Raw genomic sequence first — 22,547 nt, forward strand, 5'->3', positions numbered from 1 at the left:
CAGCGCCGGTGCGAGTCCTGTACTCGCAAGGCCTATGCCGCCCGGGCCGGTTTGGTTCCGACGCCTTCGGAAACGTGGTTTCCAAATTGTTTATCAACTTTGCCTAGGGTCGGGGACGAATCCGGCTCTATCCTGTGCCGGCTCAGGACTTCTCCACTGTCCCAGAACGAGGCGATTTTGACCCCCGCATTGCCGCAAGCCTCCGACATCCTGGCCGCCCTCGGGCAGGCCGTGTTCGCCTGGGACATCGCCAGCGATGCCATCGTCTGGGGTGAACAGGTCGCCAGCATCTTTCCCGGTATTCCCGCCGAGCGGCTCGCGACCGGCGCCGAATTCGCCAAGCTGATCGAGCCCGCGCAAACGCTGCGGACCGCAGCCTTGGCGCAGACCTCCGCCGTCCACGGCGCCGACGGCACGCCCTACCGGGTCGAGTACGGCGTGCGCATGAGCGCCTCCGATCCAGTGATCTGGGTCGAGGAGACCGGCCGCTGGTTTGCCGGTCCCGACGGCCGCCCCACGCGCGCGATCGGCTCTGTCCGCATCAACAACGAGCGCCATGCCCGCGACGAGGAATTGGCCAAGCTGGCCCGGCTCGATCCCCTGACCGGCGAGCTCAACCGCTCGCATCTGGTCGCGGCACTGGCCGAGGCGATCGAGGAGACGAGCCGCTTCCGCTCGACCGCGGCCTTCATGCTGGTCGGTATCGATCATCTCGCCCGCGTCAACGACGCCTTCGGCTTCGACGTTGCCGACGCCGTGATCCTCGAAGTCGCCAAGCGCATTCGTTCGCGCCTGCGCGGTGGCGACGTGCTCGGACGCTTCTCCGGCAACAAGTTCGGCCTGATCCTGAAGAACTGTACCGTCGACGACATGAACGTCGCCGCAGAGCGCTTCCTCACCGGCATCCGCGACGAAGTGGTGCCGACGAAATCCGGACCGGTCTCTGTCACCGCGTCGATCGGAGCGGTCAGCCTGCCGCGCTATGCCCGCAACACCGATGAAGCCGTCAACCGCGCCCATGAAACGCTGGACGCCGCCAAGCGCCGCCGCGCCGGCTCGTTCGCCGCGTGGCGCCCGGATGCCGCGCGCGACGCGCAGCGCCGGGTCAACATTCGTGTCACCGACGAGATCGTCACTGCGCTGAACGAGCGCCGCATCAAGCTTGCCTATGAGCCGGTGGTCTCGGCCGCCTCGCGCGAGCGCGCATTCCACGAATGCCTGGTGAGGATGGACCAGGGCGATGGCCAGGTGCTGCTCGCGCCCGACATCGTGCCGGTCGCCGAGCGGCTCGGCTTGATCCGTCTGGTCGACCATCGCGTGCTCGAGCTCGTGGTCGCCGAGCTCGCTGCCGCGCCCGACATCTGTCTCAGCCTCAACATCTCGCCGGACACGACGATGGATCCGGATTGGTGGGCCGGGATCGAGTCGCTGATGCTGGCGCATCCCGGTGTTGCCGAGCGGCTGATCGTCGAGATCACCGAGACGGTCGCGATCCAGGACATCGACGACGTTCGCGCCTTCGTCAGCCGTCTCAAGCATTTCGGCAGCCGCATCGCCATCGACGATTTCGGCGCCGGCTACACCTCGTTCCGAAACCTGCGCAAGCTCGGCGTGGATATCGTGAAGATCGACGGTGCCTTCGTGCAGAACATCACCCATTCCGCCGACGACCGCGCCTTCGTGCAGACCCTGATCGACCTCGCCCGGCGCCTCGACATCAAGACCGTGGCCGAATGGGTGCAGGACGAGGAGGCCGCAAACATGCTGCACGACTGGGGCTGCGACTACATCCAGGGCCGCCTGATCGGGCTTGCGTCGGCCGAGCGGCCGTGGGGTGTCGCGTCGGAGAGTGCGCTGCCTGCGGCGGGGTAGAATGAATATTGCTCCCGTAATTTTTGTCGATCGAGACACCGGCGATGAAGCTGCGTTCTTGGTCCGCGTGATGGAGGATCATGTCGGCCTTGCACTCTCGCTGAAGCGAAATGGCGACATCGAAGTCATTCTTGATGCGAAGGAACTGGACCAGATCATCGACGCGCTGCAGTTAGCGCGTTCTGCTGTTCGACAATCTCTGAAATCGTAGGGTGGGTTAGCTCGCGGCGGCGCGAAGCGCAGTCCGCAAACGTAATCTACCACTTTGCTATCCACGTTGAGAGAGAAGCGGTCGATTACGCCTTCCGCAAATCCAGCTTACGAAACTACGCTCCCTCGTCCAGCGCCACTAGCTCGCGCTTCTTGCGCAGTGACGGCAGCAGCGGCGCGATCAGCAGCACCAGTGCGAAGGCGAGACACACGCCCGAGATCGGCCGCTGCACGAAGGTCCAGAGATCGCCCTGCGACAGGATCAGCGACTTGCGCAAATTGTTCTCCATCATCGGCCCCAGCACGAAGGCGAGCACCAGAGGCGCCGGCTCGTAGCCGAGCTTGCGCATGAAGTAGCCGATGATTCCGAATGCGATCATGACATAGACGTCGAACACGTTGTTGCTGGAGCAGTAGACGCCGAGGATCGTGAACAGGATGATCAGGGGGAACAGGATGTTGTAGGGCAGCTTGAGCAGCTGCACCCACATGCCGATCATCGGCAGGTTCAGGATCAGCAGCATGACGTTGCCGATATACATGCTGGCGACGATGCCCCAGAACAGACCGGGGTTTTGCGTGATCAGCAGCGGTCCCGGCTGCAGGCCGTGAATGACGAAGGCCCCGAGCAGCAGCGCCATCACCACATTCGGCGGTATGCCGAGCGTCATCAGCGGAATGAAGGCGCCGCCCGCCGCGGCGTTGTTCGCCGACTCCGGCCCCGCGACGCCTTCGATCGCGCCATGGCCGAAACGCTCCGGCGTCTTCGACAGCCGCTTCTCCAGCGCGTAGGAGGCGAATGACGCCACCACCGCGCCGCCGCCCGGCAGGATGCCGAGGAAGAAGCCGAGGATGGTGCCGCGGCCGACCGGACCTGCGCTCGCCTTCCAGTCCTCCTTGTTGGGCAGGAGATGGGTGATCCTGGTGTTGATGATGTCGCGTTTGATGGCCTGCTCGGTGTTGAGCAGAACCTCGGCGACGCCGAACAGGCCCATCACGACGGGCACGAGGCCGATGCCGTCGATCAGCTCCATGCGGCCGAAGGTCAGCCGCGGCTGCGCGTTGATGCTGTCGAGCCCGACCAGACCGAGCACGACACCGATGCACGCCATCAGCAGTGCCTTCGGCATCGATCCCTGGGTGAGGAAGGTGAGCACGACGAGGCCGAGCACCATCAGGCTGAAATACTCGGCGGGGCCGAAGGCGATGGCGAGGCTGGCAAGCTTCGGGGCCACCAGCATCAAGGCGATCAGCGCAAAGGTGCCCGCGGCGAAGGAGCCGAAAGCGGAGATGCCGAGCGCGGGGCCCGCGCGCCCCTGTTTCGCCATCTGGTGGCCGTCGATGCAGGTGACGACGGAGGCTGCCTCGCCGGGAATGTTGACCAGGATCGATGTGGTCGAGCCGCCGTACATCGAGCCGTAATAGATGCCGGCCATCATGATGATGCCGGATTCCGGCGTCCCCGACAGCGTCACGGGCAGCAGCAGCGACATCGCCGAGATCGGCCCGATGCCCGGCAGTACGCCGACCAGCGTGCCGATGAAGACGCCGATGAAGCAGTAGAGCAGGTTGATCGGCAGCAGCGCGACACCGAATCCATGTGCGACATTGACAAGCGTATCCATGCGCTCAACCGATCCCGAACAGGCCTGAGGGCAGCTGGATCAACAGCAGCCGCTTGAGCACCCACCACATGCCTGATGGCACCAGCACGGCGATCGGGACCGCCAGGGTCCAGCGCACCGGATCGATCAGCCGCAACAGCAGCAGCATCAGCGGGATCGACGACAATAGGAATCCGAGCGGCTCCAGCGCGAAGGAGAATGCGGTGAGGCAGGCGATGAGGAGAAGCGGCCTGCTCCAGCGCACATTCTCCCAGCGCGAGGCCAGCGTCGGACCGCCCTCGGTGACCGCCGAGACGACGATGGCGCCTGCGAACACGCACATCAGGATGCCCGTGTAGAACAGCACATAACCGGAGCCGGGATCGTTGATGGTGCCGAGCCTGAGCTTCAGCCCCGACCAGATCACGAAGCCGCCGAGCGCGAGCCCGATCAGCCCGCCCCAGAGTTCGGAGTTGGAGAGGCGGAGTTTGACGTTGGTTTGGTTGGTCATCTGGAATGCTCTCGGATCACCGTCGTCCTGAGGTGGCGAAGCGCAGCGTAGCCTCGAAGGGCGGCGCTGCCCCAATCCATCCGTCGAGGCGAGCCGCAAGTGCGGCTCGCACCTCAGGATGACGCCAGCATCTGTGTGGCAGGCAGCAGAACGCTACTTCTTCGCAAGCCCGAGCGTCTCGATCACCTTGCGCTCGGACTCCGTGACCTCGGCAACGAACTTCTTGTAGTCCTCGGTGTTCTTGTAGTTCGGAACCATGTCGTACTTGGCGAGCGTGGCGACGACCGCAGGATCCTCGATCGCCTTCTTGAAGGCGTCGTGCAGCTTGGCCACGATCTTCGGATCCATGCCCTTCGGGCCGGCGATGCCAAACGGGGAATCATAGACCATGGGATAGCCGAGCTCCTTCAGCGTCGGCACATCGGGATAGTTCGGCGAGCGCGCGCTCGTCCACACCATCAGCAGCTTCAGCTTGCCGGCGTCGACCAGGGGTCGCCATCCAGTGGAGTCCGCCTGAAGCATCGTGTGCTGTCCCAGCACTGCGGCATTGGTCTCGGCGCCGCCCTTGAAAGGCACCTGCGTCAGCTTGATGCCGGACATCGCGGCGATCTGCTCCATGCCGATATGCAGCGAAGTGCCGGCGCCCGGCGTGGCGTAGGTCACCTTGCCCGGGTTCGCCTTGGCGAACGCCACCACGTCCTTCCAGCTCTTGAACTGCGACTCCGCGCTGGTCGTCACACCGAAGGTGTAGCCGGTGAGATGGACGATATAGGTGAAATCCTTCGCCGGATCCCACGACACCTCCTGCATCAGCGGCAGGCGGAACACCGTGATCGGGATCTGGGAGATGGTATAGCCGTCCGGCTTCGCGGCCGCCGCCATCGTCGCAGGTCCGACGGTACCGCCGCCGCCGGCCTTGTTGTCGATCACGATTGGCTGACCCAGGATCTTCGAGGCGCTGTCAGCGATCGCGCGCATCGAGATATCGGTCGAGCCGCCGGCCGGCCATGGCACGATCAGTGTGATGGGCTTGGTGGGGTAGTCCTGCGCACTGGCGGCAGTAGAGAGCAATGCGCCGATGACAGCGTGCACAGCGGCAAATGCGATCGTCTTCAGCCTGTATCCTGACATCGAAACGCCTCCCTCGCAGCGGCCTCTTTGTGCCCGCCGTCTCTGTTCTTGTGAGGCGATTGTTCCTGAAATTGAGAAAGAAGAAAAGCGCATTGCGCGGACCGTGCGGGACGGCCGGACACGCAATGCCGGCAGAGCCGGCACATGCGACAATTCGTCGTTTGGCTGCGTGCCGAGAGACGGAATTTGAGGCGCCGACGCCGCTAGGCCACGCGCCGGACCAGGTTCAGCCTCTCGATGGCGCGGCCGACCTCCGATGCGAGACACGGCCTGCCGAAATAGTAGCCTTGCACGGCGGTGCAGCCGCATTCGCGGACGAAATCGAGTTGCGCCTCGGTCTCCACCCCCTCCGCCGTGGTCTCGACGCCAAGCACGGAGCCGAGGCTTGCGATCGTTCGGACGATGGCCACGCTCTCCGGGCTTTCGCCGAGCGTGCCGACGAAGGAGCGGTCGATCTTGATGCGGTCGAACGGAAACTTGCGCAAATAGCTCAGCGAGGAATAGCCAACGCCGAAATCGTCGAGGCTGACGCGCACCCCTAACGCGCGGAGCTGGTGCAGGATGTCGACCGTCGCCTCGCCGTCATCGAGCAGCGCCGTCTCCGTGACCTCGAGCTCGAGCCGCTGCGGCGGCAGGCCGGCTTCCGCAAGTGCGCTCGTGACCATCGCCACCAGCCCGCGCGAGCGGAACTGCACCGGAGACAGGTTCACCGCGACGGTGACATCGGGCCAGGACGCAGCAGCCGCACAGGCGGTGCGCAGCACCCATTCGCCGATCGGAACGATCAGCCCGTTCTCCTCCGCAATCGGGATGAATTCGGCTGGAGAGACGAAGCCGCGCGAAGGATGTTTCCAGCGCAGCAGTGCCTCGAACCCGGTGAGTTCGGAGGAATCGAGCCGCATCTGCGGTTGGTACACCAGGTGGAATTCACATCCTTCCAGCGCGCCGCCCAGATCCTGCTCCAGCGCGTGCCGGCTGCGCGCCTCTTCCTCCATCTCGGGCTCGAACAGCTGATAGGCTCCGCGTCCCCTGGCCTTGGCCTGGTACAGCGCGAGGTCGGCGCATTTCATCAGCTCGTCGGCATCGAGCCCGTGGTCGGGTGCGATCGCGATGCCGACAGAGACGCCGACATGGATCGACTGGCTTTCCAATGGAGGGGGATGACCGATGATGTCGACCAGGCGGTGCGCGAGCGCCTCGGCCGATTGCGGCTGCGGCCCGCGCTGGAGGACGGCGAACTCGTCGCCGCCGAGGCGCGCGACGGTATCGTGCTCGCCGACATTCTCCTTCAGGCGCGCTGCGACCCAGCGCAGCAGGCGGTCGCCTGCGGCGTGGCCGAGGCGGTCGTTGACGGTCTTGAAGTTGTCGAGGTCGAAGCACAGCACGGCCATGGCGCCGCCGGCGATCGCGACCTGGTTCAGCCCCTCGCCCATCTTCTCGCGGAACAGCGTGCGGTTGGGCAGGTCGGTGAGCGAATCGTGCTGCGCCATATGCGCCACTCGGGCCTGGGCCTTGTGACGCTCTGTGACGTCCTCGTAGGTGACGACCCAGCCGCCGTGTTCCATCCGTTTGTGATTGAGCTTGATGATGCGGCCATCGCTCAAATGCCGGTGCAACGTGTGCTCGCCCTCGCGCAGCCGCTCGACATAGTCTGCATAGAGCTTTGCACCGGTCGTGTCCGGGTGGATGCCGAGCTCGCAGCTGTGGTCCATGATCTCTCGCATCGAGACGCCGGGCTTTACGATCTCGGGCGGCAGTCCGTACATCTCGATATAACGGCGATTGCAGACGATCACGCGCAGGCTCGAATCGAGCATGCACAGGCCCTGGCTCATGTTGTTAAGTGCCGCGTCGAAGCGCCGATATTGCTCGCTCAGCTCCTCGACCGCGTGCTCGCGCTCGGTGATATCCTCATAGGTGGCAACGAAGCCGCCTTCGGCAAGCGCGCAGTAGCGTACCGAGACCACGGCGTCGTTCGACAAGCGCCGACGCATCGGCGAGGAGTCGCGATTCGCGATCCTCGTGCTCGCGGCTTCGAGCAGCTGTTGCGGACTGTATTCGGAGGAGAACGCGCCGTTCGCCATCGATCGCTCGATCAGCTCGGCGAGATGCGTCCCGGGCCTGGTCTCCTCCGGCGACAGCCGGTAGATCCTGCGGTAGGTGGTGTTGCAGACCCGAAGGCGCATGTCGCTGTCGTAGAAGGCAAGCCCGTGCGCCATGTTCTCCAGCGCCGCATCGAGGATGAAGTTCTGCTGCCTCAAGGTTTCCTCGTATTGCAGCCGCTCCGTCACGTCCTCATGCACCGTCACCCAGCCGCCGTCGGGCAGGAAGCGGGAGACCGCCTGCACCATCCGTCCGTCGTAACGCATCACCAGCAGGGTCTTCGCCTTCCTGCGACGCACATCTTCCAGCCGGCTTTCGTAAAATTCGTCGCTCGACATGCCGGGCAGGTTGCCGCGCGACATCCAGTGCTCGATCACCGTGCAATGTGGAGCACCCGGCTTCACGATCTCGGGGTCAAGGTCGTAGAGCTTCAGGAACCTTTCATTGCAGACGACCACGCGGCTATCGACGTCGTACATGACGAGGCCGTGCGACATGTTTGCGAGCGCGTGCTGGCTGCGCTCGGTCTGCACGCGCAATTCCGCTTCGAGCCGGGCGAGACGGCTGACATCGTCGCAGATCGTCATCCAGCCGCCGCCGGGGAGCGGCTTCAGATCGAGCGACATGACGAGGCCGCTCGCCAGCCGCTGTTCCGTTCTGAACGGCCGTCCCCCTGCGATCTGCTTGATGCGCGCCGAATACAGCGCGTCGAGCTCGTCTTGCGGAAAGTTACCGCGCTGCGCGCTGTGCGCGAGCACCTCACGGTAGCTCGTGCCGACCCGCACGATGTCGGCCGACAGGTCGAACAGAGTGAGGTAGCGCTGGTTCACCAGCACGATCCGGTTGTCGGCGTCGTAGACGCAGACGCCCTGCTCCATGTGGTCGAGCGCAAGCTGGCTCAGGACAACCAGGGCGTCCGCACCCTGCTCGTGTCGTGCACCAGGCTCGTTGTCGCGGGTCGACATCATGGGGTCGGCGGGACCTCGGCAGGCAGTAGACTCAATGCAACCTAGTTCAGCCGCAGAGGGTAGCGAAGAGGCCGGAAAATTCCCTTAAGCGCAGTAGTTTACGGAGAGTGACCGGCGATGGAGAGAGTATCGGAAATGTCGAGGTGCCTGCGAGCGTTGGCCGAGCGGGCGCAACAGACTCCGCCGTCGCCCGGACAAGCGCAGCGCAATCCGGGGCCCACAGCCACAGGGAGAGGTTCGGCGGAGACTGGAAGTGAGCGGGTCTTTCCGCGATACCAAAACCTTCGCTTGACGACGGATCACCCGGTTTGGATCCCTGCGTTCGCAGGGACGGCAGGACAACCTACGGCCCGTACAGCACGAGCTCCGTGTCGGTGAGGTCGCCGAGCTGCGGCCGGTGCGGGCCCTTGAAGTATTTGCGGCCGCGCCGATCGGTGTAGATGCCGACGAGGCCGGGAACCGGACCGTTGGCGTCGACGGCCACCGAGATCTTGCCGAGCCGCAGCAGCAACCGGCCGATGCGGCCGGCGCACTCGGCATATTCCGTGGCGCTGCGGCAATAGATCAGTTTCATGGCGGGCGGCGCAATGAAGCCGCGGCGGATGCGGACCGGTTGCAGGATGAAGGGGAACGTTCCCTTCGGCGTGCGGCAGACGAGGCTGAGGCAATTGTAGCGCGCATGCCGCGTCAGGAGCTCGGTCTCGGTGTCGGAAAGCCCCTTGATCTCTTTGGCGTGTGGCGGGATGACCTCGATCTCGCTCCAGCGCGGCGCGCGCGACAGCGCAGGGACCGAGAAGAATATGCCGCGGCAATAGGCGCGAAAGCCCTGTGTCTCGATGATCGGCCAGGTCCACGGCGCCGGGCTGATGTTGAAATAAGTGACGTCCTTGTGTCGCTGGGCGATCTTGGTCAGCAGCGGGGCGTAGTTGCGGTAGGCCGGATCGACATACCAGCTCGACAAATTGCACCGGATCGCGGCCTCTTCGCCGTCCTTGCGTGCCGTGTAGATCAAGAGCAGCACGCCGACCGGCGTGCCGTCATTGTCGAGCATGTAGCCGAAGCGCGGATAGCCCTCCGGCACCGATCGAAAGGCCTGCCGGCGCAGGCCCTGTATCCAGTATTCGCGTGAACGCCCGACGAAGCCGCGCGTCAGCAAGTCCGCGATCTTTTCGACGTCGGACTCGGTGATTTCGCGGCATCGAACCTTGGTGTGGATCACGCTCGTCTTGCCCGTGGAAATGGTCGGCCTCTTACCTTAGCGCCAGCCTTCGCCATGAGCCTCGGCCGCGACATGCGGCTGCAAGCCCAGGACGTCCCGTACCTTCGCCGGCCAGGCGGAAAGATCGGTGCCGTGCGTGTGGAACATGGCGACGGCCAGGCGGTCCATGCCGAAGGCAACGCAGCCGGTATGGGCCGCCTCGCCATTGGCGTCCTGGATTCCCCAGGTCGTGCCGAAATGCTCGCGGTGATAGTTGAAGCTCATGCAGGCGGTCGGCTGCTCTTCCGAGCGCAGCGGGATAAGGAGCTCGAACTTGAGCTGCTGCTGCTTCTGGCTCACCGCCTTCATCTGGCCGACCCGGCCGAAGAATGGATCACTGGCATAGTCGACACGGAAGGTGAGGCCGAGATCGGTCGCGATATTCTGCGCACGCACCATCCAGCGCTCACGGAAATCGGCGACGTCGTCGGGCGTACCGATGCAGACATATTCGCGCATCCGGAACGATTGCAGCCGGTCGAGATGTCTCGACGGCTCGCGGCGGAAGCAGTCGGCGGCAACGTCGAAGCGCAGGCCGCCCTTCGGCAACTGGCCACGGCTCGCCGCGATCGGGTAGACTGGATAGCATGCGGCCGGTGACAGCACGAGATCGGCCGGCGACAGCGACGTGGTCCAGTCGCCGCCGGCATCGAAGCGGCTCACCGCCGCGTTGATCTCCCGCTCGGTGCCGTGCAGGCCGCAAACGCAGCCGAGCAGGTTCGGAAAGCTCTTGAGATAGCCGGATTTTTCGAGCTGGGCGCGGCTCATCACCGGCGGGAAGCGCATCACCTCGGTGCCGGTCTCGCGATGATTCGTGATCAGTGCGGCAAGCCGCTCGACGACGCCTTCATAGAGCGCAGTGCGGGCGTAGACGCCGTCGGCGCCCATGCGGTGGAACAGCTTGTCGGCGAGATGATCGAGCGGATCGATCATCTGCGGCGCGGTGGCGGGCGAGTCGGGGAGGACGGCAATATTCATGGTTCGATGTCCTGCTATCTCAAATTTGTTCTTGTTGATTCGGTCGCCAAGGCATTTCAGTCGCGAAGGCTTGTCGGCACTCCGCTCATCAGCGTCGATGTCGCGGCGTTGGCCAGGATGCGGTCGTTGTTGATCATGATCGGCGACGACAGCACGTCGCGGAGGTGGCGGCCCATGGTGAACTCGCCGTCGTTGCGGTAGCCGGAAAGACCCGCGGTGCGCATCGCATGCATCACGGTCTCGACCGCAAGCTCGGAGGCCTGCACCTTCAGCAGCGTGATCGAGGACTGGAAGTCGAGCGAGCTCAGGGCACGCTCGTCATGCTCGGCGCTCGCGAAAGCGTCGATGTTGGCGGCGATCAGCGCGCGCAGCTTGGACAGCGACATCTTGGCGGCGGTGAAGTGCGCCGTGGCCGGGGGCATCTGGCCGCCGGAAGAGCGTGCCGCCTTGCGGATGAAGGCCTGCGCGCGCGTCACGGCTGCGGCGGCGATGCCTGCCCAGGCCGACGACCAGCACAGATGCGCGAACGGCGTCATGGTCTGGGCGTGGATCTTGTCGTAGGATTCCGGGAAGACGCGGTCGGCGGGGCAGTCGACCTTCAGCTCGAACCCTGTCGAGCAGGTGCCGCGCATCCCGAGCGTTTCCCAGCCCAGCGTCCGCTTCAGCGAATAATCGTCCTTGGCGAGCGCCAGCAGCACCTGGTCGGAGGCGGCTGCGTCGGTGGCGCGACGGGCGATGGTGACGAGACCGTCGGCCTCGGCGCCGTAGGAGATCACGGTGGCGTCGCGCACCAGCGAGACGGTGTCGCCCGCGTGGTCGACCGCGGCCGCGCTGGCGCGGATGTTCCCGCCATTCTGGCCCTCGGTGGTGGACGAGGCGAGCAGCCACTGGTCACGGGCGACCCGGCGCATCATGGTCTCCATCCAGGGAATGCCGTGGCCGTGCCTGACGACGCAGGCAACCTTGGTCTGGTGCATCGCGTAGATCATTGCCGTGGAAGCGCAGGCGCGTCCGAGCGTGTAGCAGATGTCGGTGACGTCATAGATGGAGGCGCCGAAGCCGCCGAACTCGACCGGGATCATGACGCCGAGCAGCTTCTGCTCGCGAGCGACCTCGAAAGCCTTGTGCGGGAAGCGGGCGTCGCGATCGACCCCGTCTGCGTCGGCCGCGGCCGCGGCCGCGGCTCGGGCAGCGCGCTCGACCAGGGAAGGGCCCTGCTCGAGGAAGCTCGTCTGTGTTTCGTCGACAGTAAGGACCGCTTCACGCACGTTCATGCTCGTCCGCCTCCGGTTTGCCGTTCGAGATCGCCGGCATCATTCGCGATGCCGCTTGAAGCGATCCTCCGACCATCTTTGCTTGTGAGCGAGGCTACGGATTTAATTCAAATTCGTCGATGAAATAGAGGGTAAACAAAACCCAATTCCGAACGAACAGTTAAGGTCGGGTTGTCTGCATCCCCCGATTTTCCAGCATCGCGTTAGGACTCCGGAAGATGCCTGAAGTTCAGACAATCCGAGTCATCGTTTACTAAGAAACGCGAACTATTGATGCCGCCCATTGCAGGATCGGCAGGCCGTGCCCATCGTAGACGGCAGTCCGGTCCGCCCCCGATGGACAGATGGGAATTTGCCGATGCAGGCCTTTGATACCGACGTGCGCAATCGCATCATCAAGCTGGTGAAGGGCATCCTCGAACAGAACTCGCTCACCGCAGACGTCACGCCACAAGCGAAGCTCGTCGATATCGGCCTGACTTCGATGGACATGGTCAATCTGATGCTCGGCGTCGAAGCCGAATTCGACTTCACCATCCCGCAGTCCGAGATCACGCCGGAGAATTTCCAGTCGGTCGAGACGCTGGAGCGGATGATCGCGGCCCAGCTGCAGCCGGCGACCGCGGCCTAAGCCCAAACCGCAACTGTCGTCCCTGCGAACGCAGGGATCCATACCGCGGAATTTCTTGACCGCTGACGGTTGAAGTACCAAACGACCAGTCTTCGCCAAACCACAGCCTGTGGTTATGGGTTCCTGCGTTCGCAGGGACGACCTCGAGTATGAGGCGCGCGCCATCGCCCTCACGCTAACGGCATCACCCTCCAGCCCCGTTCCAAATCCGCCGTAAAACTGGCATAGCTTAACCATGTCACGTGTGACCGACAGGGTGGAGCAGGCATGACGCAGGCGGTATTGGGTATCATCGGCGGCTCGGGCATCTATGATCTCCCGGGCCTCGAGGGTGCGCGCGAAGAGGTGATCAAGAGCCCCTGGGGCGAGCCGTCTGCACCCTTGCGGCGCGGCTCCATCGCCGGCCTGCCGATCGTGTTCCTGCCGCGGCATGACAAGGGCCACCGGCTGTCCCCCTCCGACATCAATTATCGCGCCAATATCGACGTGCTGAAGCGCGCCGGCGTAACAGACCTGATCTCGCTCTCGGCCTGCGGTTCCTTCAAGGAGGAACTGCCGCCCGGCACGTTCGTTCTCGTCGACCAGTTCGTCGACCGCACCCACAAGCGCGAGAGCTCGTTCTTCGGTCGCGGCTGCGTCGCGCATGTGTCTATGGCGCACCCGGTCTCGCCGCGGCTGCGCATCCATCTCGCCGCAGCGGCTGAGGCCGAGGGCATCGCGATCGCGCGCGGCGGCACCTATGTCTGCATGGAAGGGCCGCAATTCTCCACTTACGCGGAAAGCATGACCTACAAGACATCAGGCTATTCCGTGATCGGCATGACCAACATGCCCGAGGCGAAGCTCGCGCGTGAGGCGGAGATCTGTTACGCCACCGTCGCGATGGTGACGGATTTCGACTGCTGGCATCCCGATCATGACGCCGTCACCGTTCAGGACATCATCCGCGTGCTGAATTCGAATGCCGACAAGGCGAAGGCGCTGGTGGCGCGGCTGGCGAAGGATTTCCCGCACGAGCACGAGCCGTGCCCGATCGGTTCGGACCGCGCGCTCGACACCGCTCTGATCACGGCGCCCGAGGCGCGCGATCCGGAGCTTCTGAAGAAGCTCGATGCGGTGGCAGGACGCATCCTGCGGGCGTGATAAGAAAGGCAGAATGCCATGAAGGTCGACGGCAAGCATTTCCGCAGCATCTGGCGCCAGCGTGACGGCTGGTCGGTGGGTGCGATCGACCAGCGGCGGCTGCCGCATGAATTCGTCATCGCGCGCCTGACCTCGTGCGAAGACGCCGCCGCCGCCATCCGCGACATGCTGGTGCGCGGCGCGCCGCTGATCGGTGCGACCGCCGCCTATGGCATGGCCCTCGCGATGCGCGAGGACGCTTCCGAAGCTGGGCTGAAACGGGCCTATGACACGCTCGTGGTCGCACGGCCAACCGCGATCAATCTGAAATGGGCGCTCGACCAGATGCGCGCGGCACTCGCGCCGATCGATCCCGTTGAAAGGGCGGAGGCGGCCTACGCGCGCGCCGATGAGATCGTCGAGCAGGACGTCGAGATCAACCGCGGCATAGCCGGCAACGGTCTGAAGCTGATCGAGGCGATCGCGGCGAAGAAGCCGGGCGAGGCGGTCAACGTACTGACCCATTGCAATGCCGGCTGGCTCGCCACCGTCGATTGGGGTACGGCGACCGCGCCGATCTATCTTGCGCATGAGCGCGGCATCAAGGTCCATGTCTGGGTCGACGAAACCCGCCCGCGCAACCAAGGCGCCTCGCTCACGGCGTGGGAACTCGGCCATCACGGCGTGCCGCACACGGTGATCCCGGACAATACCGGCGGACACCTGATGCAGCACGGCATGGTCGATCTCGCCATCGTCGGCACCGACCGCGTCGCCGCCAATGGCGACGTCTGCAACAAGATCGGCACGTACCTCAAGGCGCTCGCTGCGCATGACAACGGCGTGCCGTTCTACGTTGCGCTGCCGTCGCCGACGATCGATTTCGCCGTTCATGACGGCATCAGGGATATCCCGATCGAGCAGCGCAGCGGCGCGGAGGTCACCGATATGACCGGCCGCACCGCCGACGGAAGGCTGGAAACGGTCCGGATCGTCCCCGAGAGTTCTCCGGTCGCGAACTACGCCTTCGACGTCACCCCGGCGCGTCTCGTCACCGGCCTGATCACGGAGCGCGGCGTGCTGAAGCCGGATCGAGACTCGCTGGCGGCTGCATTCCCTGAGCGCGTCGCCGCCGCGGTGGAATAGGCTCTCGTAGGGTGGGCAAAGGCGCATCGCGCCGTGCCCACCATCTTCATTCCGCACCGAGAGAGTTTTGGTGGGCACGCTTCGCTTTGCCCACCCTACGGCTGGAAGCACTACGCGCTATCCCAGCTTCAGCCCCGTCGCCTTCTCGAGTTCGGCGATCGCCTGTGCGCCGCTCGTCACCTTGATCGTGGTCATGCCCATCTCGCGCGCGGGCTTCAGGTTGACGCCGAGATCGTCGAGATAGACGCAATTGTCCGGATCGACCTTCAGCGTCTCGACCATCATCCGGTAGATGCGCGGGTCGGGCTTGCGCAGGCCGATCTTGGCGGATTCGATGACGTGATCGAACAGCACCATCACTTCGGCGACGTAGAGAGAGCGTCCCGTCATGCTGCCGATGGCATTCGCCGGCAGATTGTTGGTGATGCAGCCTGTCTTGAACTGCACCTTGATCCGCTTCAAGGCCTCGACCATCTCGGGCCGCAGATCGCCCTGGAGCAATGGCAGCACGTCACGTCCGCGCACTTCGGCGCCAAGCGCGAGTGATTCAGCGGCGAACAATTCGTCGAAGGTGTCGATGTCCACCTCGGCCCGCTCGAACCTGGCCCAGGCGTTCTCCAGGTGGTTGGCGGCGTTGGTGCGCCGGATGATGTCGACGGGCAGGCCGCGCTCGGTCTCGAACCGTGTGAACGCCTCGAATGGTGAGCTCGTCAGCACGCCGCCAAAATCAAAGACCACAGCCTCGATCGTCAATGTCCTGCCCTCGTCAATTCCTTTCCAAGAGGGCTAGCATGCGCTATCGGCAAGAGCCAGTCCGAAGCAACCCGCAGACGTCACCAATGCCGAAGCGTGTTCCCATGAAGAAGCTTGCAACTCTCATCATGGCGGCGTTGCCGCTCGCCCCGCCCGCGCACGCCATCGTCGGCGGCGGGACGCCGCAGGCCGATGGTGTGGCGCGCGCCGTCGTCACCATCGTCGGCTCGCGCGGCAATTTCTGCACCGGCAGCTTGATTGCACCACGCGTGGTCCTGACGGTCGCGCACTGCGTGCAGCCCGGCGCGGAGTACAAGATCGTCGATCGCGGTGCCGATGGCCAGCCCCAACTGCTGAACGTGCGTACCATCGCGCTCCATCCGAACTTCAACATGCAGGCGATGCAGGCGCATCGCGCCACCGCCGACGTGGCGCTGCTGCAACTGGAAATTCCACTGAAGGGAAAATCCACGGTGACGGTCGGCATGCCGCAAATTCCAATCCGGGTCGGCAGCCGCTTCGTCATCGCCGGCATCGGCGTCACCGTTCGCGGTGAAGGCAAGAGCGGCGGCACGACGCGCGTTGCCGGCCTCGTTGCCACCGGGCAGCCCGGCGCGCTCCAGATCCGCCTGGTCGATCCTGTAACCAACGGTGTTCGCGATGGAATTGGCGCCTGCACGGGTGATTCCGGAGGCCCCGTGCTGGAGGACAAGCCGAATGGTCCCATCCTTGTTGGCCTCATCAGCTGGTCCACCGGGCCGAACGGCGCAGCTGGCTGCGGTGGATTGACCGGCGTCACGCCGCTCACGCTTTATCGCGACTGGATCTTGCAGACTGCGCGGAGCTGGGGTGCGGGCCTGTGATTTGATCTCGATTTGATCTATGTCATTTTGAAGCGGAAGCGCGATGGGCGACTATGCCCGTCGCGGAGGAAACGCGTCGTCCGGACAAGGGCGGCCGCAAAACAAGCAAGGCATAGAAGCAACAATGAATGTCGCTGTTCGCAGTCAAGCCATGGCCAAACAGGCTTCGGAACATTTCGACGTGCTGATCGTCGGCGCCGGCATCTCCGGCATCGGCAGCGCCTATCACATCCAGAAGCAGCTTCCGGGCACGAGCTACGTCATCCTGGAGACGCAGGAAACATTCGGCGGCACCTGGAGCACACACCGCTATCCCGGCATCCGCTCCGACAGCGATCTCCATACCTTTGGCTACAGCTTCAAGCCGTGGGTCGGCCCGCCGATTGCGACCGCCGAGGAGATCCTCGCCTACATGAACGAGGTGATCGACGACAACGATATCGCGCGCCATATCCGCTACAAGCACAAGATCAATTCCGCGAGCTGGTCGAGCGAGCAGAATCTCTGGACCATCGAGGCGGTGACGACCGACACCGGCGAGCCCAGGACATTCACGGCAAACTTCCTCTGGATGTGCCAGGGCTACTATCGCCACTCTGAAGGCTACACGCCGGAATGGAAGGGCATGGACCGCTTCAAGGGCCGCATCGTCCATCCGCAGACATGGCCCGACGACATTGATCTCACGAACAAGAAGGTGGTGGTGATCGGCTCGGGCGCGACGGCGGCAACGCTGGTGCCGAACATCGCGGACAAATGCGCGCATGTCACCATGCTCCAACGCTCACCGACCTATTTCCGCCTCGGTCGCAACGCCATCGAGATCGCTGAAGAACTGCGCCGGCTTCAGGTTGACGAGACCTGGATCCACGAGATCGTGCGGCGGAAAATCCTGTTCGAACAGGATGCGTTCACGAAACTCTGCGTGTCCAAGCCCGAGCAGGTCAGGAAGGAGCTGATCGGCCAGATCAGCGCAGTCCTGGGTCCGGACTACGATGTCGAGACGCATTTCACGCCAAAATACCGGCCGTGGCGGCAGCGCATTGCCTTCGTGCCGGATGCCGATCTGTTCAAGGGGATCGCCAGTGGCAAGGCCTCCGTCGTGACCGACGAGATCGAATGCTTCGTCGAGAATGGCATCCAGCTCAAATCCGGCAAGCTGTTGGAGGCGGATGTCATCGTCACCGCGACCGGGTTCAATCTTGCCGCGCTCGGCGACATCGCCTTCGAGATCGATGGCAAGCCGCTCGCCTTCGGCGACACCGTCACTTATCGTGGCATGATGTTCACCGGCGTTCCCAACATGGTCTGGGTGTTCGGCTATTTCCGCGCCAGCTGGACGCTGCGCGTCGACCTCGTCGCCGATTTCGTCTGCAGGCTGCTCGGGCACATGAAGGCGAAAGGTGCAAAGAAGGTCGAGGTCAGGCTGCGCCCCGAAGACCACAACATGCCGATCCTGCCCTGGATCGATCCGGAAAACTTCAACCCCGGCTACATGATGCGCAACATGGACCTCTTGCCCAAGCGCGGCGACAAGCCGGAGTGGCAACACAGCCAGGATTACTGGACCGAGAAGGACGAGATCCCGAAGACGGACCTGGACGACAAGGCGTTCGTCTACGGGTGAGGGAATGCTCGTCTGATCGACCGTGGCGACCGCCACATCCTCCGACGTCGTCCCGGGTTCGCGCTTTGCGCGCCCCGGGACGACAGCATTTGTGAGGTGAGCGGCGCTCCAACTCATTCACACCACGGCTCACGAATTCCGCCTCGTCGCACTCGTGGCGATCGCCGCCGCGGCCGTCCGATTCTCCACGCCAAGCTTGGCGTAGATCTGTTCGAGATGCTTGTCGACCGTGCGCGGACTGAGGCCGAGAATCTGCGCGATGTCGCGGTTGGTCTTGCCCTTGCTGAGCCAGGCCAGCACTTCGCCTTCGCGGGTGGTGAGGCCGAGCTCGCTGGTGAATTCGGGCGGCAGGGCGGTGCCGGACTCCCTGGAGAGTCGCAGCAGGAACTCGTTCGGCGCGGTCTCGCCCATGTAGAAGAGCCGAAGTTGCGGATTGTCGGGCAAGGAAGCGCCTTGAGACTTCGAGCTGCCCTTGGCCTTGACCTGTTCCAGCCATTGCAGCAGCGCTGGCGGCAGCACGAAGTCGTCGGCCTGCGCGCCGTGATGGTCGGACAGCAGTTTCTGCGCCTGCGGCGTCGCCCATAGCACGCTGCCCTGGCGATTGACCGCGAACAGGAAGCGGCCGGAGACGTCGAGTGCGGCGCGCGCGCTCTGAGTCAGCCGGGCATTGCCGAGATGGACGCGGATGCGCGCCAGCATCTCCTCGATCACGATCGGCTTGGTCACGTAGTCGACGCCGCCCGCTTCCAGGCCACGCACGATGTGCTCGGTCTCGGCAAGACCCGTCATGAAGATCACGGGGACATTGGCAAGACCCGCATCGCGCTTGAGTCGGCGGCAGGTCTCGAAGCCGTCGATGCCGGGCATCACGGCATCGAGCAGAATGATGTCGGGCGTGATCTGATCGATGATGCGCATCGCCGCGGCGCCGTCGAGCGCCACCATGACCGTCATGCCGGCGCCGTCGAGCGCGTCGGTGAGCAGCCGCAGCGTTTCCGGAGAGTCATCGACGACAAGCGCGACGTCGCGCTTCTTTGGTTCAATGCTCATGAGCATGCAACGTCTTCAATGTGGCCATGTACCGGTCGAGATCGAAGCGATCGACCAGCGACCGCATCTGTGCGACGAAGTCGGCATGTTCGGGGTGCTCGCTGCCGATCTCGTCCAGCTTCAACTGGATGCCCTTGACGTATCCGATCTGGCCGAGCCCGATCAGCGCCTCTATGTGCCGCAGCGGCGGCTTTGATCCGGTCTCGGGACGCCAGAACGGCACCGCGACCTCGTCCGAACCGTATTGCCATTCGATCTTGAGGAGCTGGCGGATCGTTTCCAGGAGCCGCGGGATGTCGATCGGCTTCATCAGGTAGCCGTCGTGGAAGGGCTGGGCCAGCGGCGCTCCGTGGGCCTCCAACGCGCTTGCCGACACCATCAGGATGCGCGCCTGGTGATGGCCGCACGCGCGCAAGGCCTCGGCGACGGTCCAGCCGTCCATGGCAGGCATCGAGATATCGAGCAGGAACAGATCGGGCCGGCAATGCTGTGCCAGCGCGAGGCAGCCCGCGCCGTCGGGCGCGCTGAGCAGGATGAAACCGAGCGGCGTCAGCACCTCGCGCAGGAGGTCGCGATGCACGGGATCATCGTCGGTGACGAGAATGGTCTTGCGAGCGCCGTGATAGCCGGAAACCGGCGCCTCCACCGGCGCGATGCGCTGGGGATTGGTGACCTCCGAGAGCAGGATCTTGACCTTGAACGTTGAGCCGGTGCCGACAGCGCTCGTGACCTTGATATCGCCGCCCATCACGCCGGCGAGCAGGCGGCTGATGGTGAGGCCGAGGCCGGTCCCGGTCTGCGGCTGCGAGACGCCGAGCGCACCGCGCTCGAAAGGCGCGAAGATGCGTTCGAGATCGTCGCCACGGATGCCGGGGCCGGTGTCGATCACCTCGAATTCGGCAACGGGGCTGCGATAGTGCACGACGAACTGCACGCTGCCGGACTGGGTGAACTTGATGGCGTTGGAGAGCAGATTGATCAGCACCTGACGCAGCCGCTTCTCGTCGGCATAGACCACGAGCGGCAGCGACGCCGGTCGCCTGAACACGAAGTCGATGCCCTTGGCTGCGGCCTGGAGGCGGAACATGCCGACGAGCTGGTCGAGGAATTCGCTGAGGCGCACCTCGTCGCGCGACAGATACAGCCTGCCTGCCTCGATCTTGGAGATGTCCAGGATGCCGTCGATCAGGCCGGACAGGTGATCGGCGCTGCGGCGGACGACACGAACCTGGTCGCGGGGCTTCGCGCCCAGCGTCGCATCCTGCTCGAGGAGCTGGGCATAACCGCTGATCGCATTCAGCGGCGAGCGCAGCTCGTGGCTCAGGCCCACCACGTAACGGCTCTTGGCCAGGTTGGCGGATTCGGCGACCTCCTTGGCGCGCTGGAGCTCGGCGTCGGTGCGCTTGTGCGCATCGATTTCCTGGATCAGCAGCGCGGTCTGACGCCGCGTCTCGGCCTCGGCGGCGCGGCGGCTCTGCTGCGCCAGCACGAACAGCCAGGCGACCACGCCGATGATGATGCTGAGCGAGAAGAATACCTTCCAGAGCACGTCGGAAACGAGCGCGTTTTCGCCATGCACGCTCGCCGACGTCTGCAGATAGATCAGTCCCAGCACCAGCGCGACCAGGCCGGCGGAGACCACGAACACGCCGATATAGTGGCCCAGTTGCGAGTTGATCCGGGCGTAGATCGATTGCGGCATCAACTTGCCCAGCGTCTCCGCCACTTGCGCCTGGATTCTTGCATGCGGCTTGCAGAGATCGTGGCAGCGCGCGTCCAGCGAACAGCACAGGGAGCAAATCGGCCCGGCGTAAGCGGGACAGGAGGCCATGTCCTCCGGCTCGAACGAGTGCTCGCAGATGCAGCACTGGATCGCCTCGAGGTTCTGCCAGCTCCGCTTCGGCTTGCGTGCGATGTAGTACTTGCCGTCTGTGGCCCAGGCAATCAACGGTGCGGCGAGGAAGGCCACCGCGAGCGCTATGAATGCCGACAGTGCCCTCGCGACGGGCCCGAACAGGCCGTAGAAGGCGCTGATGGAGACGATGGTCGCGATCGTCATGGCGCCCACGCCGACCGGATTGACGTCGTAGAGATGCGCGCGCTTGAATTCGATCTGCGGCGGCCGCAATCCAAGCGGCTTGTTGACGACGAGATCGGCGACGAGCGCGCCGACCCAGGCGATCGCGACGTTCGAATAGAGTGCCAGCGTCTGCTCCAGGGCCTTGTAGACGCCGATCTCCATCAGCAGCAGCGCCACGATGACGTTGAAGACCAGCCAGACCACGCGCCCGGGATGGCTGTGGGTCAAACGCGAGAAGAAGTTCGACCAGGCGATCGAGCCGGCATAGGCATTGGTGACGTTGATCTTGACCTGCGAGAGGATCACGAACGTGCCGGTCAATGCCAGCGCGAGGTCAGGCTGCGACAGCACATAGCGGAACGCTTCGAGATACATGTGTGCCGGCTCCGCAGCCTCCTCGGGCGGCACCCCGTGGCTGAGCGCGAAGAAGGCGAGGAACGAGCCCGCGAGGAGCTTCAGCGCGCCGAGCACGATCCAGCCCGGTCCCGCGCTCATCAGCGCCATCCACCAGGAGGCCCTCGAGGCGCGTCGGTCGCGCGGCAGAAATCGCAGGAAGTCGACCTGCTCGCCGATCTGCGCCACCAGCGAAAACACGACCGAGGCCGCAACGCCGAACAGCAGCAGATCGAAATGTCCATTGAGATCGCCGTGCTCGCCCGAGAACTTGCGCCACTCCGTAAAGGAGTGCGGGTTGTGCCAGGCGATCGCCGCGAACGGAATGATATGAAGGATCACCCACAGGGGTTGGGTCCACAATTGAAAGCGGCTGATCAGCGTGATGCCGTAAGCCACCAGCGGGATGATGACGACGGCGCTGATGAGATAGCCGACCGGCCGTGGAATCCCGAAGCACATCTCGAGCGCGGACGCGAGGATCACGGCTTCGATTGCAAAGAAGATGAAGGTGAAGGATGCGTAGATCAGCGAGGTGACGGTCGAGCCGATGTAACCGAAGCCGGCGCCCCGCGTCAGCAGGTCGATGTCTATGCCGCATTTGGCGGCATAATATGCAATAGGCACGCCGCAGCAGAAGATGATGATCGAGACCACAAGGATGGCGGCAGTCGCGTTGGTGACGCCATAGTTCAGGGTGATGGTGCCGCCGATCGCCTCCATCGCCAGGAACGAGATTGCGCCCAGCGCAGTGTTGGCGACGCGGGCGGCAGACCAGCGGCGCCCGCTCTTGGCGGTGAAGCGCAGTGCATAGTCTTCCAGCGTCTGGTTGGCGACCCATTGGTTGTACTGGCGCCTGACGCGGTCTATTCGCTGCCGCCCTGCCACTCGACCCCACTCCCGATACGGACCCTGAGCCCTCGCAAATTCCGTACCAAAAGCCTACGTCGGCATTTTGCGGTGCAGTATACGC

General features: G+C 64.2%; 17 protein-coding genes. 7 read left to right on the top strand and 10 right to left on the bottom strand.

Annotation, left to right across the window (positions count from 1 at the left end; translation table 11 throughout):
- Positions 1–177 precede the first annotated feature (177 nt).
- Positions 178–1,872: a bifunctional diguanylate cyclase/phosphodiesterase gene (locus XH87_RS06990; RefSeq protein ID WP_271586667.1), complete on the top strand. Its 1,695-nt coding sequence runs from the start codon at positions 178–180 to the stop codon at positions 1,870–1,872.
- Between the two features lies 1 nt (position 1,873).
- Complete coding sequence (locus tag XH87_RS06995) at positions 1,874–2,083, top strand: hypothetical protein (RefSeq protein WP_271586668.1); 210 nt, start codon at positions 1,874–1,876, stop codon at positions 2,081–2,083.
- A 115-nt stretch (positions 2,084–2,198) separates the two neighbouring features.
- On the opposite strand, the gene XH87_RS07000 is transcribed toward XH87_RS06995, so the two are convergent.
- The 7 genes from XH87_RS07000 to XH87_RS07030 form a co-directional block, all read right to left on the bottom strand.
- A complete protein-coding gene (locus XH87_RS07000) occupies positions 2,199–3,707 on the bottom strand; it encodes a tripartite tricarboxylate transporter permease (protein WP_271586669.1) in 1,509 nt (502 codons plus the stop codon).
- A 4-nt stretch (positions 3,708–3,711) separates the two neighbouring features.
- Positions 3,712–4,197 carry a tripartite tricarboxylate transporter TctB family protein gene (locus XH87_RS07005; protein ID WP_271586670.1) on the bottom strand — a complete coding sequence of 162 codons (486 nt, stop codon included), beginning with the start codon at positions 4,195–4,197 and terminating at the stop codon, positions 3,712–3,714.
- Between the two features lie 153 nt (positions 4,198–4,350).
- On the bottom strand, positions 4,351–5,328 hold the full coding sequence (locus XH87_RS07010; RefSeq protein WP_271586671.1) for a tripartite tricarboxylate transporter substrate binding protein: 978 nt from the start codon (positions 5,326–5,328) through the stop codon (positions 4,351–4,353).
- A gap of 203 nt (positions 5,329–5,531) precedes the next feature.
- Positions 5,532–8,396 carry a PAS-domain containing protein gene (locus tag XH87_RS07015; protein ID WP_271586672.1) on the bottom strand — a complete coding sequence of 955 codons (2,865 nt, stop codon included), beginning with the start codon at positions 8,394–8,396 and terminating at the stop codon, positions 5,532–5,534.
- 346 nt (positions 8,397–8,742) lie between these two features.
- A complete protein-coding gene (locus XH87_RS07020) occupies positions 8,743–9,618 on the bottom strand; it encodes an acyl-CoA acyltransferase (protein ID WP_271586673.1) in 876 nt (291 codons plus the stop codon).
- Between the two features lie 36 nt (positions 9,619–9,654).
- The gene (locus tag XH87_RS07025) at positions 9,655–10,635 is read right to left on the bottom strand and encodes an amino acid--[acyl-carrier-protein] ligase (RefSeq protein ID WP_271586674.1); all 981 of its coding nucleotides are present in this window, start codon (positions 10,633–10,635) and stop codon (positions 9,655–9,657) included.
- Positions 10,636–10,691: 56 nt separating this feature from the next.
- Positions 10,692–11,909 (bottom strand): acyl-CoA dehydrogenase family protein, encoded by a 1,218-nt coding sequence (locus tag XH87_RS07030; RefSeq protein ID WP_271586675.1) that lies wholly within the window; start codon positions 11,907–11,909, stop codon positions 10,692–10,694.
- A gap of 358 nt (positions 11,910–12,267) precedes the next feature.
- On the opposite strand from XH87_RS07030, the gene XH87_RS07035 reads away from it, so the two are divergent.
- The 3 genes from XH87_RS07035 to mtnA all read left to right on the top strand — a co-directional run bounded on the left by XH87_RS07035 (position 12,268) and on the right by mtnA (position 14,808).
- Entirely contained in the window at positions 12,268–12,540 is a 273-nt protein-coding gene (locus tag XH87_RS07035) for a phosphopantetheine-binding protein (RefSeq protein ID WP_271586676.1), read from the top strand.
- Between the two features lie 267 nt (positions 12,541–12,807).
- Positions 12,808–13,683: an S-methyl-5'-thioadenosine phosphorylase gene (locus XH87_RS07040; RefSeq protein ID WP_271586677.1), complete on the top strand. Its 876-nt coding sequence runs from the start codon at positions 12,808–12,810 to the stop codon at positions 13,681–13,683.
- Between the two features lie 18 nt (positions 13,684–13,701).
- A complete protein-coding gene (gene mtnA / locus XH87_RS07045) occupies positions 13,702–14,808 on the top strand; it encodes an S-methyl-5-thioribose-1-phosphate isomerase (RefSeq protein ID WP_271586678.1) in 1,107 nt (368 codons plus the stop codon).
- Positions 14,809–14,925: 117 nt separating this feature from the next.
- Here the strand turns inward: mtnA and XH87_RS07050 are convergent, their stop codons facing one another.
- Positions 14,926–15,561, bottom strand: a complete 636-nt coding sequence (locus XH87_RS07050; RefSeq protein ID WP_271586679.1) for an HAD-IA family hydrolase — start codon at positions 15,559–15,561, stop codon at positions 14,926–14,928.
- 104 nt (positions 15,562–15,665) lie between these two features.
- On the opposite strand from XH87_RS07050, the gene XH87_RS07055 reads away from it, so the two are divergent.
- Complete coding sequence (locus XH87_RS07055; protein ID WP_271586680.1) at positions 15,666–16,424, top strand: S1 family peptidase; 759 nt, start codon at positions 15,666–15,668, stop codon at positions 16,422–16,424.
- A gap of 124 nt (positions 16,425–16,548) precedes the next feature.
- Positions 16,549–18,051 carry a flavin-containing monooxygenase gene (locus tag XH87_RS07060; RefSeq protein ID WP_271586681.1) on the top strand — a complete coding sequence of 501 codons (1,503 nt, stop codon included), beginning with the start codon at positions 16,549–16,551 and terminating at the stop codon, positions 18,049–18,051.
- 129 nt (positions 18,052–18,180) lie between these two features.
- On the opposite strand, the gene XH87_RS07065 is transcribed toward XH87_RS07060, so the two are convergent.
- Positions 18,181–19,107 (bottom strand): response regulator, encoded by a 927-nt coding sequence (locus XH87_RS07065; protein WP_271586682.1) that lies wholly within the window; start codon positions 19,105–19,107, stop codon positions 18,181–18,183.
- Positions 19,091–22,462, bottom strand: a complete 3,372-nt coding sequence (locus XH87_RS07070) for a hybrid sensor histidine kinase/response regulator (protein WP_271586683.1) — start codon at positions 22,460–22,462, stop codon at positions 19,091–19,093. The genes XH87_RS07065 and XH87_RS07070 overlap by 17 nt, the downstream gene beginning before the upstream one ends.
- Positions 22,463–22,547: the final 85 nt, after the last annotated feature.

The sequence above is a fragment of the Bradyrhizobium sp. CCBAU 53415 genome (assembly GCF_028128735.1).
In the GTDB taxonomy this organism is placed as follows: domain Bacteria; phylum Pseudomonadota; class Alphaproteobacteria; order Rhizobiales; family Xanthobacteraceae; genus Bradyrhizobium.

Excerpts from the sequence above, each read along its gene's own strand:
- XH87_RS06995 (WP_271586668.1), top strand. The coding sequence starts at position 1,874 with ATGAATATTGCTCCCGTAATTTTTGTCGATCGAGACACCGGCGATGAA.
- XH87_RS07000 (WP_271586669.1), bottom strand. The coding sequence starts at position 3,707 with ATGGATACGCTTGTCAATGTCGCACATGGATTCGGTGTCGCGCTGCTG.
- XH87_RS07005 (WP_271586670.1), bottom strand. The coding sequence starts at position 4,197 with ATGACCAACCAAACCAACGTCAAACTCCGCCTCTCCAACTCCGAACTC.
- XH87_RS07010 (WP_271586671.1), bottom strand. The coding sequence starts at position 5,328 with ATGTCAGGATACAGGCTGAAGACGATCGCATTTGCCGCTGTGCACGCT.
- XH87_RS07015 (WP_271586672.1), bottom strand. The coding sequence starts at position 8,396 with ATGTCGACCCGCGACAACGAGCCTGGTGCACGACACGAGCAGGGTGCG.
- XH87_RS07025 (WP_271586674.1), bottom strand. The coding sequence starts at position 10,635 with ATGAATATTGCCGTCCTCCCCGACTCGCCCGCCACCGCGCCGCAGATG.
- XH87_RS07030 (WP_271586675.1), bottom strand. The coding sequence starts at position 11,909 with ATGAACGTGCGTGAAGCGGTCCTTACTGTCGACGAAACACAGACGAGC.
- XH87_RS07035 (WP_271586676.1), top strand. The coding sequence starts at position 12,268 with ATGCAGGCCTTTGATACCGACGTGCGCAATCGCATCATCAAGCTGGTG.
- XH87_RS07040 (WP_271586677.1), top strand. The coding sequence starts at position 12,808 with ATGACGCAGGCGGTATTGGGTATCATCGGCGGCTCGGGCATCTATGAT.
- mtnA (WP_271586678.1), top strand. The coding sequence starts at position 13,702 with ATGAAGGTCGACGGCAAGCATTTCCGCAGCATCTGGCGCCAGCGTGAC.
- XH87_RS07055 (WP_271586680.1), top strand. The coding sequence starts at position 15,666 with ATGAAGAAGCTTGCAACTCTCATCATGGCGGCGTTGCCGCTCGCCCCG.
- XH87_RS07060 (WP_271586681.1), top strand. The coding sequence starts at position 16,549 with ATGAATGTCGCTGTTCGCAGTCAAGCCATGGCCAAACAGGCTTCGGAA.
- XH87_RS07065 (WP_271586682.1), bottom strand. The coding sequence starts at position 19,107 with ATGCTCATGAGCATTGAACCAAAGAAGCGCGACGTCGCGCTTGTCGTC.